Annotated in this window: 13 protein-coding genes; 4 read left to right on the top strand and 9 right to left on the bottom strand. The window is 44.1% G+C overall.

Annotated features, from left to right (window positions below; all coding sequences use genetic code 11):
* Positions 1-135 precede the first annotated feature (135 nt).
* Both menA and ACK1U4_RS11800 read right to left on the bottom strand, forming a co-directional pair.
* Complete coding sequence (gene menA / locus ACK1U4_RS11795; RefSeq protein WP_419401939.1) at positions 136-1,071, bottom strand: 1,4-dihydroxy-2-naphthoate octaprenyltransferase; 936 nt, start codon at positions 1,069-1,071, stop codon at positions 136-138.
* A gap of 230 nt (positions 1,072-1,301) precedes the next feature.
* Positions 1,302-3,863: a Tex-like N-terminal domain-containing protein gene (locus ACK1U4_RS11800; RefSeq protein ID WP_419401940.1), complete on the bottom strand. Its 2,562-nt coding sequence runs from the start codon at positions 3,861-3,863 to the stop codon at positions 1,302-1,304.
* Between the two features lie 605 nt (positions 3,864-4,468).
* On the opposite strand from ACK1U4_RS11800, the gene ompR reads away from it, so the two are divergent.
* Positions 4,469-5,335: a two-component system response regulator OmpR gene (ompR, locus tag ACK1U4_RS11805; protein WP_419401941.1), complete on the top strand. Its 867-nt coding sequence runs from the start codon at positions 4,469-4,471 to the stop codon at positions 5,333-5,335.
* Positions 5,335-6,444, top strand: a complete 1,110-nt coding sequence (locus tag ACK1U4_RS11810) for a CobW family GTP-binding protein (RefSeq protein ID WP_419401942.1) — start codon at positions 5,335-5,337, stop codon at positions 6,442-6,444. Before ompR ends, ACK1U4_RS11810 begins: the two co-directional genes overlap by 1 nt.
* Positions 6,445-6,596: 152 nt before the next feature.
* Here the strand turns inward: ACK1U4_RS11810 and ACK1U4_RS11815 are convergent, their stop codons facing one another.
* Positions 6,597-7,649: a tRNA dihydrouridine synthase gene (locus ACK1U4_RS11815; RefSeq protein ID WP_419401943.1), complete on the bottom strand. Its 1,053-nt coding sequence runs from the start codon at positions 7,647-7,649 to the stop codon at positions 6,597-6,599.
* A gap of 220 nt (positions 7,650-7,869) precedes the next feature.
* Between ACK1U4_RS11815 and ACK1U4_RS11820 the strand changes: the two genes are divergently transcribed.
* Positions 7,870-9,192 carry an FAD-dependent oxidoreductase gene (locus ACK1U4_RS11820; protein ID WP_419401944.1) on the top strand — a complete coding sequence of 441 codons (1,323 nt, stop codon included), beginning with the start codon at positions 7,870-7,872 and terminating at the stop codon, positions 9,190-9,192.
* Positions 9,193-9,305: 113 nt separating this feature from the next.
* Here the strand turns inward: ACK1U4_RS11820 and ACK1U4_RS11825 are convergent, their stop codons facing one another.
* Positions 9,306-10,793, bottom strand: coding sequence for a UvrD-helicase domain-containing protein (locus ACK1U4_RS11825; protein WP_419401945.1), 1,488 nt, complete (start codon positions 10,791-10,793; stop codon positions 9,306-9,308).
* 123 nt (positions 10,794-10,916) lie between these two features.
* On the opposite strand from ACK1U4_RS11825, the gene ACK1U4_RS11830 reads away from it, so the two are divergent.
* The gene (locus ACK1U4_RS11830; RefSeq protein ID WP_419401946.1) at positions 10,917-11,060 is read left to right on the top strand and encodes a hypothetical protein; all 144 of its coding nucleotides are present in this window, start codon (positions 10,917-10,919) and stop codon (positions 11,058-11,060) included.
* Between the two features lie 85 nt (positions 11,061-11,145).
* Here ACK1U4_RS11830 and tatC read toward each other — a convergent pair whose 3' ends face one another.
* The 5 genes from tatC to ACK1U4_RS11855 form a co-directional block, all read right to left on the bottom strand.
* Positions 11,146-11,934: a twin-arginine translocase subunit TatC gene (tatC, locus tag ACK1U4_RS11835; RefSeq protein WP_419401951.1), complete on the bottom strand. Its 789-nt coding sequence runs from the start codon at positions 11,932-11,934 to the stop codon at positions 11,146-11,148.
* 49 nt (positions 11,935-11,983) lie between these two features.
* Positions 11,984-12,532 (bottom strand): Sec-independent protein translocase protein TatB, encoded by a 549-nt coding sequence (gene tatB / locus ACK1U4_RS11840; protein WP_419401947.1) that lies wholly within the window; start codon positions 12,530-12,532, stop codon positions 11,984-11,986.
* A gap of 34 nt (positions 12,533-12,566) precedes the next feature.
* Positions 12,567-12,791, bottom strand: coding sequence for a Sec-independent protein translocase subunit TatA (gene tatA, locus ACK1U4_RS11845; RefSeq protein ID WP_419401948.1), 225 nt, complete (start codon positions 12,789-12,791; stop codon positions 12,567-12,569).
* Positions 12,792-13,095: 304 nt separating this feature from the next.
* Positions 13,096-13,920 carry a bifunctional phosphoribosyl-AMP cyclohydrolase/phosphoribosyl-ATP diphosphatase HisIE gene (hisIE, locus tag ACK1U4_RS11850; RefSeq protein WP_419401949.1) on the bottom strand — a complete coding sequence of 275 codons (825 nt, stop codon included), beginning with the start codon at positions 13,918-13,920 and terminating at the stop codon, positions 13,096-13,098.
* Between the two features lie 78 nt (positions 13,921-13,998).
* Positions 13,999-14,445 carry an acyl-CoA thioesterase gene (locus ACK1U4_RS11855; RefSeq protein ID WP_419401950.1) on the bottom strand — a complete coding sequence of 149 codons (447 nt, stop codon included), beginning with the start codon at positions 14,443-14,445 and terminating at the stop codon, positions 13,999-14,001.
* Between the last annotated feature and the right edge of the window lie 337 nt (positions 14,446-14,782).

Here is a 14,782-nt window from a genome sequence, read left to right on the forward strand (position 1 = left end):
GCTAAGTTTTTTATGCTTAGTGCCGTTCGGTGTGTGCGTATTATACGCTTTTTATATGGGACGTCAAGAGGTTTTTTGGGTTTATTTTAAATAATTTCAAGAATATTTTACAAGTAATTGTTTTTAATATTATTTTTATATAATTTTATTACGATTAAATAGCACAATATTGATGGCTATTAATAGGCAAGTAACCAAGGTGATGATAACGATGGCTTTAAGTTGGGGGGCTAGCTGATTGGGGATAATTAATTCATCGCTGTATTGGCGTACGACTTTGAGATGTCGACTGACAGGGTAAGCCATGACGCAAACGCTGAGTAGGTAGAAGTTTTGGCGTAGTACAGCAAAGGTCGCAATCAAGAAGTAGGCGGTAAGTAGGATAAAGCGATAGTATTGGCTGATTTTGTCTTTGCCGAAGTGGACAGCTAGGGTGTTTTTTTGGCTGTGTTGGTCGGTGTCGATGTCACGCATGTTGTTTATCATCAAGACACAGGTGCAAAGCAAGCCTACCACCACAGACATGATGGCATCGGATACTCGAATAAATTGGGTTTGTAGATACAAGCCTCCTAAGACGTTGAGTAAGCCAAAAAATATAAATACTGCCAGTTCGCCTTTGGCATGGTAACCGTAGGGGCGTTTGCCCATGGTATAAGCGATGGCGGCGATAATGGCGATGATACCAAATGCTAAAAAGATTAGGATTTCTAAAATATTGTCAAAACTAAGATAGAGTAACCCTACCCCACAGCCAAAAATAAAGATTGCCCAACTGATGATAATGGCTTTAAGGGTGCGGTGGTTGAGGTTACCTTGGGCGGTTTGGCGGTCGGTACGGTGGTCGTCTGTGCCTTTGACCCCATCGCCGTAATCGTTGGCAAGGTTGGATAAAATCTGTAGTCCCAATGCTACCCAAAGACTTAAGCCAAAAACCTGCCAGTTGTGGGCGGTAAAACTCCCAATTTTAGAGTAGGCTAAGGCATTTGCCACGATAATTCCTGCAATGGCAAGCGGATACGTCCGTGGGCGTGTGGCTTTGAGCAAAACAGGCAGTAAATGGTGGCTCATGGGGTGTTTTCTTTTCAGACCTAGTGTTTTATAGCGAATAAATTAGCAACAATACTTAAACAATGATACACAATCTTTAGAAAAGTGATGTAGAAATAACACTTACGCAAAAATGATGGGTAGCGTGTGGTTAGGTGAAGCCGTTACCCACGATTATTGAAGCTAAACGTGGGTAACGCTTTGCTATCCCACGCTACAAGCATAAAAATGTAAGTCCTAGAAAAGGTCAATTATTTGGCTTTTTTCAATCCTGCTTGTGCCAATAATGCCCCTAAACTGCCAATTTTTTCAGGTTTATCCTGTGTATTGGCTTCTTTGCGTGACGAGTTGCGAGGCGAGGTCGATTGACGGTCAGCTTTGCTATCGCTGGTGCGTGAGCGTTTTTTGTCGTCAAGTGGACGCTCGGTTTTATTGGCTCGTTTGGCTTTATCAAGATTTTTATCAGCCGTATCAGCGGTATTTTTATCGGCGGATTTTGTGGCTTGGGTATTGGCAGTGACCGCTGTTTTCATGCTAAAACCAATGCGTTTACGCTCGGTATCAAGGGTAATCACTCGCACTTTAACAATGTCGCTGGGTTTGACATGATTGAGTGGGTCGGTGATAAATTCATTGCCCATTTCTGAAATATGCACCAAACCATCTTGGTGTACGCCGACATCCACGAATGCCCCAAAACTGGTGACATTGGTGACCACGCCTTCAAGTTCCATACCGATTGACAAGTCATTGATACTATTGACATCGTCACGGAATTGGGCAGTTTTAAAGGTTGGGCGTGGGTCGTGGGCTGGTTTGGCAAGTTCTTGTTTGATTGCCATCGCTTGAATTTGACCGTGGTTAATTTGACCGTCATCTGCTTCAGCATCGTTTAGGGCATCATCATTAGAAGCGGTCAATAGGCGACTGTCCATGCTGTTTAGAACACTGTCATTGCCTAGGACATCGGCAAGGGTTTTGCCTGCTTGGGCGAGCCAATTTTTGACCAATTCATAATTTTCTGGGTGCAAGCCTGTAGCGTCTAACGGCTCATCGCCGCCACGAATCCGCAAGAAACCTGCGGCTTGCTCAAAGGTTTTTGCTCCAAGGCGAGGGACGTTTTTGAGTTGTTCACGGTTGGCAAATGCACCGTGGTCGTTACGGTAGTTGACGATTTGTTGGGCGACATTGGTGTTTAGACCTGCAATGTGTGCCAAAATCGCAGGGCTTGCGGTATTGACATCGACACCCACAGCATTCACGCAGTCTTGGGTGACTTTATCAAGGCTATCGGCAAGTTGGGTTTGGTTGACATCGTGCTGATACTGCCCCACGCCAATGGCTTTGGGGTCAACTTTGACTAGCTCCGACAAGGGGTCTTGCAAACGGCGTGCAATCGACACCGCCCCACGAATGGATACGTCCAGTTGGCTGAGTTCTTGGCTTGCCAATTCACTGGCAGAATACACCGAAGCCCCTGATTCGTTGACCACGACTGGCACGGCTTTAACCGTAGGATTTTCGGCTAAAATTTCTTTGATTAATGCGTCAGTTTCTCGGCTGGCTGTGCCGTTACCGATGGCGATTAAGTCCACATTATACTCGGTCAATAAGCCCAAAATCACGGTTTTGGCTTCGCTGACTTTGTTGTCTGGGGCAAACGGATATACGGTCGCTGTGGCAGAGTCGCCAGTGGCTGATTTTGCCACATGACCTAGGCTGTCAACCACTGCCATTTTGACCCCATGACGAATCCCTGGGTCAACGCCCAAAATCACTTTTTGTCCTGCGGGGGCAGACATAAGGAGGTGCTGTAAATTATTGGCAAATACGTCAATCGCTGCTGACTCGGCTTCAAGGCGTTTTTCGGTCAATAGACGATGTTCGATATGCGGTCGCCATTTGTCTTGCCATAATTTTTTGGCAAGGTCTAATAATAGGGCTTGGCGGTCGCTTGGCTCGGCTTGAGTGATGGCAAAACGCTGATTAATTTGCTCAATAAATGGCGTATCTTCGCCTTCAATGGCAATGCTTAACACGTTGTCTTGGCGACCTCGAAGCATGGCTAGCAAGCGGTGATTTGGCAAGCGAGCAAGACTTTCGGCATGGTCAAAGTAATCTTTGAACTTTTCGCCCACCTCTCGTTTTTCTTCGCTCACCAACAAGCTGTGAATTTGGGCAGTTTTGCCAAAACCTTTGCGTAATTTATCCAATAAATCAAGGTCTTGCGTCCATTCATCAATGATAATCGCTCCAATCCCTGCCAATTGTTTATCCATATCGGCAAAAGGCGACACTTCGGTTTCACCATTGTCATTGACGGTTGGTTCTGGTACTTGGAAGCTAGCTAGGGCTTGGGCTGGGCTGATATTGTCATGCAACACCGATAAAGCGATGGGTTCTAGCCCTGCTTCTTTGGCTTGGGTCGCTAGTGAACGGCGACGTGGGCGATACGGTAAGTAGATGTCTTCTAGCTCAAGTTTGGAGGTGGCGTTGGCGATACGCTCGGATAGCTCATCAGTCAATTTGCCTTGTGAGGTCAATAGCTCGATGATTTTATCACGGCGACTTGCCATATCTCGTTCATAATTCAGCGATTTTTCGAGTTGTCGCAATTGGGTATCGTCTAGCCCTTGGGTTTGCTCTTTACGATAACGGGCAATAAACGGAATGGTCGCACCCTCATCATACAATTTGACAAACGCCGTGACTTGGGCTGGTTTGATGCCAAGTTCGGTTGCCAATTTTTGATAAATTTGATTTTGTACTTCTTGTGAAAGCACGTCTTCGGTTACGTTAGTATTGGTTGTCATACTTTTATCGTCATCGTTAGGTTTTGAATGAACAAGCAAAATTCTGTATTAACAGAGCCTTACCCAATCATTTTGCCAATTTTCAGCAAAATGGGTTAACGCATTATAACAAAACATCACAAAAAGATAATAGGTAAAACGTATTTAAAGCAACATCTTGTTGTAACTTTAGCCAAAATTAGCGGAATTATTGGACAAATGCTAAAAAACAGTAGGGTTTTTTAGCAAAATCACTACAGCAAAAATCATCAATGTTTGTTTTAATATTCGTATGTTTTATAACGTTTTAAATTAGAAACACTAACTTAAAATTTTGGGCTTATATAACTTATATAATATGCCCCTGCAGAATCATTCTAGGACTTACGCAAAAATAGTAGAAACGTTCGCCCTGAGCTTGTTGAAGGGTAACGTTTCCTATGGTTCGACAAGCTCACCACGAACGGAAACGTTAAAACAGCGTAAGTCCTACATTCATATTTCTAATTTAAATGATAATAGCATCCGAATGGCAAAGCAAAATCGCTATTTTGCTTAAAATTTGTTACAATTTAGCCATTAGGAACGCATGATTTAGGAAGAACAATTTTACCGAGGATATGACAATGAACGACACAACAAGTAATGAAATCACCAAAACCCCATCCGAGTCCCAACCGCTTGACCCCAATTATACCACGGATATCAGCTTTCAAGCATCAAATGGGCAAGACGATACCACTGCAGAGGCCACCCAAGACACAACTCATGCGGGTGACATCAGTCAACGTATTTTGGTGGTAGATGATGATGCTCGTCTGCGTGCTTTGCTTCAACGCTTTTTGGAAGATGACGGCTATGTGGTGCGTACCGCCCATGACGGCAGTCAAATGGATAAGCTATTGCAACGTGAGCTATTTTCGCTGATTGTGTTGGATTTGATGTTGCCAAATGAAGATGGTATCAGCATTTGTAAACGCTTGCGTGCCGAAAATTCAGACATTCCAATTATTATGTTGACTGCCAAAGGCTCGGACGCTGACCGTATTGCAGGGCTAGACGCTGGGGCGGATGATTATTTGCCAAAACCCTTTAATCCTAAAGAATTGTTGGCTCGTATCAAGGCGGTGCTTCGCCGTCAAAGTCGTGAACTGCCCGGAGCCCCCAGTCAGCAAATGGAAGTGGTGGAATTTGGCTCGTGGACGCTGGATTTATCCACTCGCACGCTAAAACGTGATGGCAATGTGGTGACGTTGACGACTGGTGAATTTAGCGTATTAAAAGCCTTGGTACAGCACCCTCGTGAGCCATTAACTCGTGATAAATTGATGAACTTGGCAAGAGGGCGTGAATGGGGTGCGATGGAGCGTTCGATTGATGTGCAGGTATCTCGACTTCGCCGTTTGATTGAGGATAATCCGTCACAGGCTCGTTATATCCAAACCGTGTGGGGCGTGGGTTATTGCTTTGTGCCAGATGGGGCGGAAAGCTAATGTTAATTACCAACACCGCCTGTCACCTTGTGATGGGCTTTTTAGGCTCTGGCAAAACCAGTTTTATTAACGCCTGTATTCAAGCTTTTAAAGCGGAACAAAAATGGGCAATCCTTGTCAATGAAGCAGGGCAAATCGGCATTGATGAAAAACTATTCGCCAATCCAACTAGCCAAAATGCCAATGATGACCCAAATGCTAACGATAGCGGACTGGCAATTCGGCAAGTGGCAGGCGGTTGTATCTGCTGTACCAGTCAATTACCGCTACAAATCGCCCTTGTTCGGCTGATTTCGGAACAAAAACCCGACCGCCTTTGGATAGAACCGACAGGACTGGCTCACCCCAAAGAGCTGATTGAACAGCTTTCCGCACCGCATTGGCAAACTACCCTCGCCCTCAAATCGGCAATTAGTATCGTCAACGCTCGCCATTGGCTTGAGCCTCGCTACCGTGAGCATGAGGGATATCAATCGCACGTGCGTTTTTGTGATGTGATTGTGGTTAATCGCTTTGATAGCCTTGACGACAGCCAACGCCAACAACTCACCGAATGGCTGACTGCCAATAATCCAACTGCGACTATCATTTGGCAACAGGGGCTAACCTTTGATGAGGCGACCAAAAGTGCCCTACTCTCTGCCCTTGCCAGTCCGAGCCAAGTGCTTGCCAATCGTCAGCATTATCGCCAAGTGAGTTTAGCCAGTTTTAGCCAACCTCGCCCAACGGCAATTGGCAATCTCGCTCAAGCTGAAGCCGAACCGATAGACGAACCTGCCCTGCCATTTCGTTACCATGATATTCAAAATAGCTACCAAATCATGGGTTGGCGACTGCCGAACGAATGGACAGTGGTGATGGTGACGTTGATGGATTGGTTGCTAAAACTGCCAAACTGGCAACGCATTAAGGCGGTGATTCATACTGCCCCCAATGGCGTTAGCGATTGGCAAACACTGAATTTCACCCCAGATTCATTGGATATTGCGTCAACCGAACCCCAAGTGGACAATCGGATTGAGGTGATTTTTTTGGATGCGGATATTGAGTTGGATTTTGAGGTGTTGGATAGAGAATTAATGGCATTTTTTCAGCAAAATGAAAATTAACACCACTCATCCTGAGCCTGTAGAAGGGTAGCAATCTTGCACTTCACTAGGCTTGTTGTGCGAAGCAGTGAATTAAATCAGAAATGAGCTTTGAAAATTTTGGGCGTATGCAATACGCCCCTACCAAACTGTCTTACTCCTAATTTAAATGACTATAATTTCGTAGCCATTTGCTTATTTAATAATGTCAACATCTCATTCAGCCCTTTCACTCGTTTGGCAGTTTGCCACAGATTTTCCGCCTCGCTATAGCCTTGGGTCAGCATACCCAGCCATTGCTTGTAGCGTGAGACTATCATACTGTCACTTTTGGCATTGCCGTGCAAAAACTGGATTTGCAATGCAAATAAATCTTGCCACGCCATCGCTTCTAAATTTTCACCTTTATCAAAACTCTTAACTAAATTGACCAAATCGGGCTTGGTCACCGCCCCACGCCCTAGCATGATGTGGGGTGTGTTGGCTTGCTGTCGGCAACGTATCGCTTGTTCTACCGTCCAAATCTCACCATTGGCGATAATCGGCAAAGAAAGCCTTTGCGTAAGAGGCTCAACGAGTTCCCAATAGGCAGGCGGTTTATAGCCTTGGGTCTTGGTGCGAGCATGAATGGTAAGCCAATCTGCATTGGCAGATTGTACGGCATCGCCGATTTCTTGGGTGAGCGAAGTATCTTCATACCCCAAACGGATTTTGGCAGATACAGGCGTATCACTCGGTACGGCTTGGCGTACTGCATGGATGATTTGGTACACAGTTTCAGGTTCGGTCAATAGCACAGAACCACCTCGATGGTTATTGACGGTTTTGGCAGGGCAACCAAAATTTAGGTCAATCGCCAATGCCCCAAGTTCCACTGCTTTGACGGCATTATGGGCGAGTAGCTCGGCATTGCTACCCAATAGCTGAACATGGACTGGTGTACCGTGGCGAGTTTTACCTGTTAAACTTTCGCCATTTAACTCGCTGTCGTGTAAAAGTTCTGGGACGAATTTATAGAAGACATGGGCAGGGAGTACGGTTTGGGTGACACGGATAAACTCGCTTACCGTCCAGTCGTAGTGTCCGATTGAGGTCAGTACGTCACGCATGACAGGGTCGGTCAAGCCTTCCATAGGGGCGAGGACGATTTGGGGCGTGGTAAAATCGGGGCGATGGGACTTGGGTTGGAGCGGTTTGCGAGGATTTGGCGTAGTATGATAAGGCATGATAGCGACTGGAAAAATAATGCCATTATAGACCAATTGGATAAAAACAGCTATTTCGTTTCACGGTTATCTAATCGACAGTTGGGTAAACTTATTTTACCCTCATTAAAACCCTGTTGGTATTGCGTAACCAAGTTGGTAAGATGGTTGCTTACCTATTGGTCAGCAGGGCATTAGCCGATAAAATGGTTGCAAATTTTTTAAGCAATAGGAAAAAAATATGACCGCATCGACCCATTATGAGCATCTAATTGTTGGCTTTGGTAAAGCAGGTAAAACGCTTGCGGTGACTTTGGCAAAAGCAGGTAAGTCAGTGGCTTTGATTGAGCAATCAAGCGACATGTATGGCGGAACCTGTATTAATATTGGTTGTATTCCCTCAAAAAAACTGTCATTTTTGTCCGATAAAGTCGATTTAGCGGAAGCCGTGGCTGAAAAAAATCAGTTAACTGCCAAGCTTAACCAAGCGAATTATAAAAAAGTCGCTGATACTTGTGATGTCATTACAGGTCAAGCACATTTTATGGATGCCAATACCGTACAGGTCAAAGGTGACGATGGCGAATTAACAATTACCGCAAAACAAATTTATATCAATACAGGGGCATATAACTGGCAAGCACCGATTGATGGTTTGGCAGAAAGCAAACATATTTATGACAGCACCACTTTGATGCAATTAACTGAAAAACCAAAACATTTGCTGATTATTGGCGGTGGTTATATTGGTTTAGAATTTGCCTTTACCATGGCGAATTTTGGCAGTAAAGTGACTATCTTAGAAACAGGTGAGGTATTTTTACCAAGAGAAGATGAGCAAATTCGTGATTGTCTGGTTGAAATTATGAAGAGCAAAAATATTCAGGTTAAAACCGCTCAAAAAGTCGAAAAAGTCAGCGATAAAAATTCGACTAGCATTGTCAAAACCCAAGATGGCGAAATTGAATGTGATGCGGTATTGGTAGCAACAGGCAGACGTGCCAATGTTGAACATCTTAACTTGAACAAGGCTGGCGTTAAACTAAATGACAAAGGCTATATTGATGTCAATGAAAAATTGCAAACTAGTCAAGCACATATTTATGCCATGGGCGATGTGGCAGGCTCACCGCAATTTACCTATATTTCATTAGATGATTTTCGTGTGGTAAAAAATCAAGTGTTGGGTGATGGCAAATATACCACCAAAGACCGTACTTTCCCTTATGCTGTGTTTACCATGCCGCCACTTTCTAATACAGGTTTAACCGAGGCACAAGCGATTAAGCAAGGTTATTCGGTCAAAACAGCCACGCTTGATGCGGTGAATATTCCGAAAGCCAAAATTCTGCAACAAACCGATGGCTTGTTAAAAGCAGTGATTGATGTCAAAACTGATAAAATTCTAGGCGTACAGTTATTGTGTGCAGAAGCCCATGAAATGATTAACTTTGCAGATTTAGCGATTCGACAAGGCATGACTTATCAGGATGTGCGTGATTATATCTTTACCCATCCAACCATGATGGAAAGCTTGAATGATTTATTTGGTGCGGTGGAATAACCTCAATTTATCATTTTGATTGTGCGATTGGCTTTAAAGTGGTTACACAAGTGAACGGAGAACGGAAAGTGGTGGGCGACTATAGCCTTGTAGGGTGGTGGTGAACTTAACCTTTACCCATAAATCACTTTCTTGTCTTTCAATCCATTAATCAAATCTTGAATATGAAAAATATCCAAATTCACTTTGGCACGAGTACACGCCACATACAGCAAGCGTAATTCTTCGGGTGAAATCTTCACCGCTTGCGATGTCACATCATAATAAAAATCATCATCAATCTGCACACGCCCCCATTCCAAGCCCTTTGCCTTATGAGCGGTGGAAATAATATAATCCGCCTGTTCGACATTTGACAAACTACCAATCGCTTGATTGAGCGTATCCGTACCGTGGTCATCGACCAACTTCACCAAGGTTTTAAGGTCACTGCCTTCACTGGTTTCGCTGTACTCTTGCACCTCTCGCCAGTTGTTAAAATACGCCAGCTCTGGCACGCCATACGCTGATTGCCCTTTTTTAAGGCGTTCGGCAGATTGACTAAACTTGAGAAGACGGTCGGTATCGGCTTGCAAGGCGACTTTATGCCCCATTTTTAGTCCACTTAACAGATTCACCATCGCACTGGCATTGGTTCGGCACAGAATGGCATCTTTTTTACCTTGTACCAAACTTTTGCCCAAACTCGATGCCATATTGGGATTGCCACGCAACGGCACGTCCTCTTGTAAGGCTTTTAAAAACACATTGGCAACGTCAGCGATTTTATCACCAAAACGAAACGATTGGGTCAAAAGGGTTTGGGGCAAAGGCAAGCGTTTCATGGCATTGACCGCCCCACGCCATTCATAAATCTGCTGATGAGCGTCACCGACATAAATCACTTGATTGGGCTGATTGGACAAAATCCCCATCATCAAAGGGTCAGCATCTTGGGCTTCATCAAACAGGATAAAATCGGCAGGAATCACAGGCTTGGACAACGCCCATAGTTTGAGGTAAATATCATGGCTAATCCCAGCAGGGTGGCGAGGGTCAATCGACTGTAGCCAACGGCGTTCCACAAAGGGATACAGCGTATCTCGCAGTTGCTCGGCTTCGCTAGGGGCTACCCAATCGGGCAAAATAAGATGCCGAGGGGCAGGGTAACTGGCGTGGGTGCTACAAAAAGTCGCCACTGCATCCGCCACAAAGCGAGCTTGACGCTCTGGCGTGAGGGTGACAAATTGGCTTTTGCCCTCGATTTGGCGTTTCACTTGGACAGGATTTAGCCGCAAATCCGAGGCAAGCCGACTGGGCGAAAACCGAGGCAGTTGCAGTTTGGCGGTGATATCACGAGCGGTATGGCGAAACGCTAACGAGTGAAAGGTGCGACAGTCGATATGACTGGCAAATTTGCGTTGGGCTTCACTGGCAATGGCTTTGTTAAACGCAAGGTACATCCCTCGTCCACGCAGGTGATTGCCAATCAAATTTAACGTGGTGGTTTTGCCTGCCCCTGCATACGCCACGACTTTGAACGACTGGCGTGTGAGGGCAGTCGCTAGGGCTTGTTGTTGCTCGTCCGTGGGTGGTGGCGTGGTGTGGGATTGTGTGTTCAAGGGGTTGGCTATCATGGTTTTTTGCGGTGAATATTGGGGGGATATGATAGCAAATTTTGGGATTAAAAGGGGAAATAATGGTATTGGGTGAAATGTCAAAAATTGATTTGTTTATGTTTTCATGTGCCAAATCCAAAACCTGAGCGAGATTCGATGATAGGGGCAATAGCGGTCAATCATGGATTGATTATGGTGACGGATAATATTAAAGACTTTAAACCATTGGGGATTGAATTGTTAAATCCATTTGAACCACTAAAAAATTAGCTCATGTAAGGTGCGTCTCACGCACCACTTAAATAAAATCAGCTTGTTTAAAGGTGTGTATGACACACCTTACGATTATCAAAATTTAACCTTCTAAACTTTCTTTTTCAATCGCAATCAGCTTTTTCTCTTTCACCAAAACTCTAGCAAAAATCAACCCCAACTCAAACAACAACCACATCGGAATTGCCAACAACACCATCGAAAGCCCATCGGGTGGGGTTACAATTGCCGACACCCCAAAGCACGCCACGATAATATAACGGCGTTTATCCGCCAACTGCTCAACCGACACTACGCCAGCCAACACCAATAGCAAGGTCAACACAGGAATTTCAAAGGTCGCTCCAAATACCAAAAACAGCTTGAGGACAAAATTCAAATAGCTTTCGATATCCGTCATCGGCAACACGCTATCAGGCGAAAACTTGATAAAAAATGCCAACACGCTTTTGAGTACCACATAATAGGCGAACGCAATCCCAGTATAAAACAGCACCACTGACGATAACAGCACAGGAATGGCAAGGCGTTTTTCGTGCTTATACAGGGCAGGGGCGACAAACGACCAAATCTGATACAAAATATACGGCATCGCCAAAAACATCGCCACATACAAGGTCAGCTTGACAGGGGCAAGAAATGACGAGGTAATATCGGTGGCAATCATGGTCGAATTGTGCGGTAACAAACCCACGAGAGGTGCAGAGAAAATATCGTAAATATCTCGTGCAAACCCTACCAACACCAAGAAAATCAGTATCACAGCCCCAAAAATATGGATAATATGCTTGCGAAGTTCAATCAAATGCTCGGTAATCGGCATATCAGCAAGCGTATCCTCAGCTTTCGCTTCATCTACCTTGTCATTCATAAGGCGGTCGTATTCAAGCTGTTCAGGCGTTTTTTTGGTTTTAATCAATTTAGCCATCAATGCCCCCTGTTGCTAAGGTAGCGGATTGATTTAGCAAAGTATCGGCTTGGTAATTGGGTAAAAATGGGGCATTTGGCAAGCGTTTGGCTTGGTCATAATCACCCAATAAAAACCACTGATTGTACATCGGATTGGTTGCTGATAGCACCGCATGGGACAACTCTTGAGCGATTTGGTCGGCTTGTAAATCGTTTGGCAAATCTGTGTTAATGGCAGTAGGTTGATTGAAAGCCGTTTCCATCTTTGGCACGTTACCCTGTTGTTGCATTTCTTGCATACTGGCACGCAGGGCTTCCATTTCCTTTTTCATGTCGTCTTCGGCTTGCTTGATTTTGGCAAACTCTTCTTGCATTTGTTTGCGAGTTTCGGCAAGGTCAAGCTCGGCTTCGATTTCGGATTGGAGCGTAGCAACGGTACGGCGAAATTTGGCGTAATAACGCCCTGCGGTGCGTACCGCTTGGGGGAGTTTTTCAGGGCCAAGCACCACTAAGGCGATTGCCCCAAAAATCAATAGTTCAGAAAAACCAATGTCAAACATGAAAACTCAATTTATTAGGATAAACTTTTAATGATTAAACGTTGGTTTTATCTTTTACCGTGGTGGTTGTGGTAACAGTTTCATGTTCAATCACACGGTTTTTTTCGATATGTTCTTGATTTTCTTCTTTCACCGCATCTTTAAAGCCTTTGACCGCACCGCCCAAGTCTTTGCCTGCATTTTTGAGCTTTGATGTGCCAAATACTAAGACCACGATAACGGCTAAAATCAGCCAGTGTGTGATTGAAAAACTACCCATGATATTCCCCTTGTTTTGATAATAGACCATTTCCTAAATCATTCGTAGCGTGGGTTAGTACAGCGTTACCCACGATAGATTATGTAAAATTTAGACTTTGGAAAAGTCTTAATATGTTCGTCAGTCGATTTTAGCATATTTTGCGTTGGTGACGATAATTTTATGGCTAATATGACATTCACCAAATCTGTAAAATTGTAGGGGCGTAAAGCTTACGCCCTATTTTGACATGCGAACCACTGGGGGTATGCAATACGCCCCTACAGTGCAATAAATTTTTACAGGTTGGTGTGTTTAATCAATGTCACCCTTGCCGAGCATTTTTTTCATCAATACCTGACAACCCAAACCGCCGTGCCAATTCTTCGATGACTTTTGAAGAGGGGATATTAAACCACGCTAATGTGACCATTGTATGAAACCATACGTCCGCCACTTCATAAATCAAATCCGCTTGATTGTCTGCAGTGGGATTTTGATGAGTATCTTTGGCAGAGATAATCGCTTCGGTGGCTTCTTCACCGACTTTTTCAAGAATTTTATTGATACCTTTATGATATAGACTTGCGACATACGAGCTATCTGGGCTGGCGTGTTTGCGTTCGGCTAATACGTTATCTAAGGCGGTTAAAACCTCTTGCTGATTGAGATTGTTATCTTTGGCAGGCGTTTTAACATCGGTTGATTGGCTGTCGGTTTTTTCGCCATGCTGTTCACCATGACTTTGATTATGCTTTTGACCATAAATAGCTTGTGGGTCTTTAATCACCGCATCGGTCACTGTCCAGTCATGTTGTCCATTATCATCGGTGAGCAAGCGATAAAAACACGACTCACGCCCCGTATGACAGGCAATACCACCCAACTGGGTCACGGATAGCACGATGACATCGGCATCGCAGTCAAGGCGGATTTCATGCACTTGTTGAAAATGTCCTGACGTTTCGCCTTTATGCCATAATTGATTGCGAGAGCGAGAAAAATACACCGCTTGCTTGATATCTGCGGTCATCTGTAGTGACTCACGATTCATCCACGCCATCATTAGCACTCGCCCTGTGGTATGGTCTTGAGCAATCGCAGGGATTAAGCCATTTTCGTCAAATTTTACACTATCTAACCAACTCATCTTATGCCTCTTTTATGCAACTTTTCAAAATAATAAAAAAGCACCCTGAATCATGGGTGCTTTGGCAATATTATTACACTAAAGCTCAAAAGGTTTGATGTCCAAAACCTCTCTTAGCTCCTTACTCATGGGGATTTCTTTGTTTTGACGATAATCATACGCCACAAATCCCATCACTGCATGAGCCACTACTGAGCCATCATACATGCGAGTTACTTTAAAGATAAAATCCCCACCTTTATCACTTAAATTTTGCACACCAACCTCAAATAGCAACTCCTCTCTCGCCCTTGCTCGGCTTAAAATATGTGTCGCCACATCCGTGATTACCACCCCATGATAATCATTATTAATTTCTTTAATGCCTTTAGAGTACAAAAATCTAGCACGTGCCTCTGCTAACAAGCCAACCATCGCCTCAACCGTCATATGCTGACCGATGCCAATGTCTGCACTTCTGACTCGCATGACGGTTTCAAACACAAACATGGCATTTTGAAAATCAGTTTCTATATATTCTGACACAATACACTACTCCATCAATGAGGAACAACCATCATTGTAGTTGTAACATCCAATCACATTACGTCTATTCCCTAACTTACCAATAAACCACAAAAAACACAATAGACTGACTGATAAACTTTAATGATCATCATTCTAACTTACCAAACACAAAATACAAACAACTCAACAATCAAATAAAAACCCATTGCTAAAATCATAACAAATTTCAGCAAGTCAAACGCATATTCTAACGAAAATTGCACCAATAAACTATAACCTAACTGAAGTTACGCAGTCTTCAACAGCTTTAATTCGGCAAAAGCCGACTGAGAAGCTGAGAGTAATAACCGATATC

The sequence above is a fragment of the Moraxella sp. TY6 genome (genome assembly GCF_048551375.1).
Lineage (GTDB): Bacteria > Pseudomonadota > Gammaproteobacteria > Pseudomonadales > Moraxellaceae > Faucicola.

What these genes read in the sequence shown, in the direction of transcription:
- ACK1U4_RS11815 (WP_419401943.1), bottom strand. Translation starts at nt 7,649, where the DNA reads ATGCCTTATCATACTACGCCAAATCCTCGCAAACCGCTCCAACCCAAG.
- ACK1U4_RS11800 (WP_419401940.1), bottom strand. Translation starts at nt 3,863, where the DNA reads ATGACAACCAATACTAACGTAACCGAAGACGTGCTTTCACAAGAAGTA.
- ompR (WP_419401941.1), top strand. Translation starts at nt 4,469, where the DNA reads ATGAACGACACAACAAGTAATGAAATCACCAAAACCCCATCCGAGTCC.
- tatB (WP_419401947.1), bottom strand. Translation starts at nt 12,532, where the DNA reads ATGTTTGACATTGGTTTTTCTGAACTATTGATTTTTGGGGCAATCGCC.
- tatA (WP_419401948.1), bottom strand. Translation starts at nt 12,791, where the DNA reads ATGGGTAGTTTTTCAATCACACACTGGCTGATTTTAGCCGTTATCGTG.
- tatC (WP_419401951.1), bottom strand. Translation starts at nt 11,934, where the DNA reads ATGAATGACAAGGTAGATGAAGCGAAAGCTGAGGATACGCTTGCTGAT.
- ACK1U4_RS11810 (WP_419401942.1), top strand. Translation starts at nt 5,335, where the DNA reads ATGTTAATTACCAACACCGCCTGTCACCTTGTGATGGGCTTTTTAGGC.
- menA (WP_419401939.1), bottom strand. Translation starts at nt 1,071, where the DNA reads ATGAGCCACCATTTACTGCCTGTTTTGCTCAAAGCCACACGCCCACGG.
- ACK1U4_RS11820 (WP_419401944.1), top strand. Translation starts at nt 7,870, where the DNA reads ATGACCGCATCGACCCATTATGAGCATCTAATTGTTGGCTTTGGTAAA.
- hisIE (WP_419401949.1), bottom strand. Translation starts at nt 13,920, where the DNA reads ATGAGTTGGTTAGATAGTGTAAAATTTGACGAAAATGGCTTAATCCCT.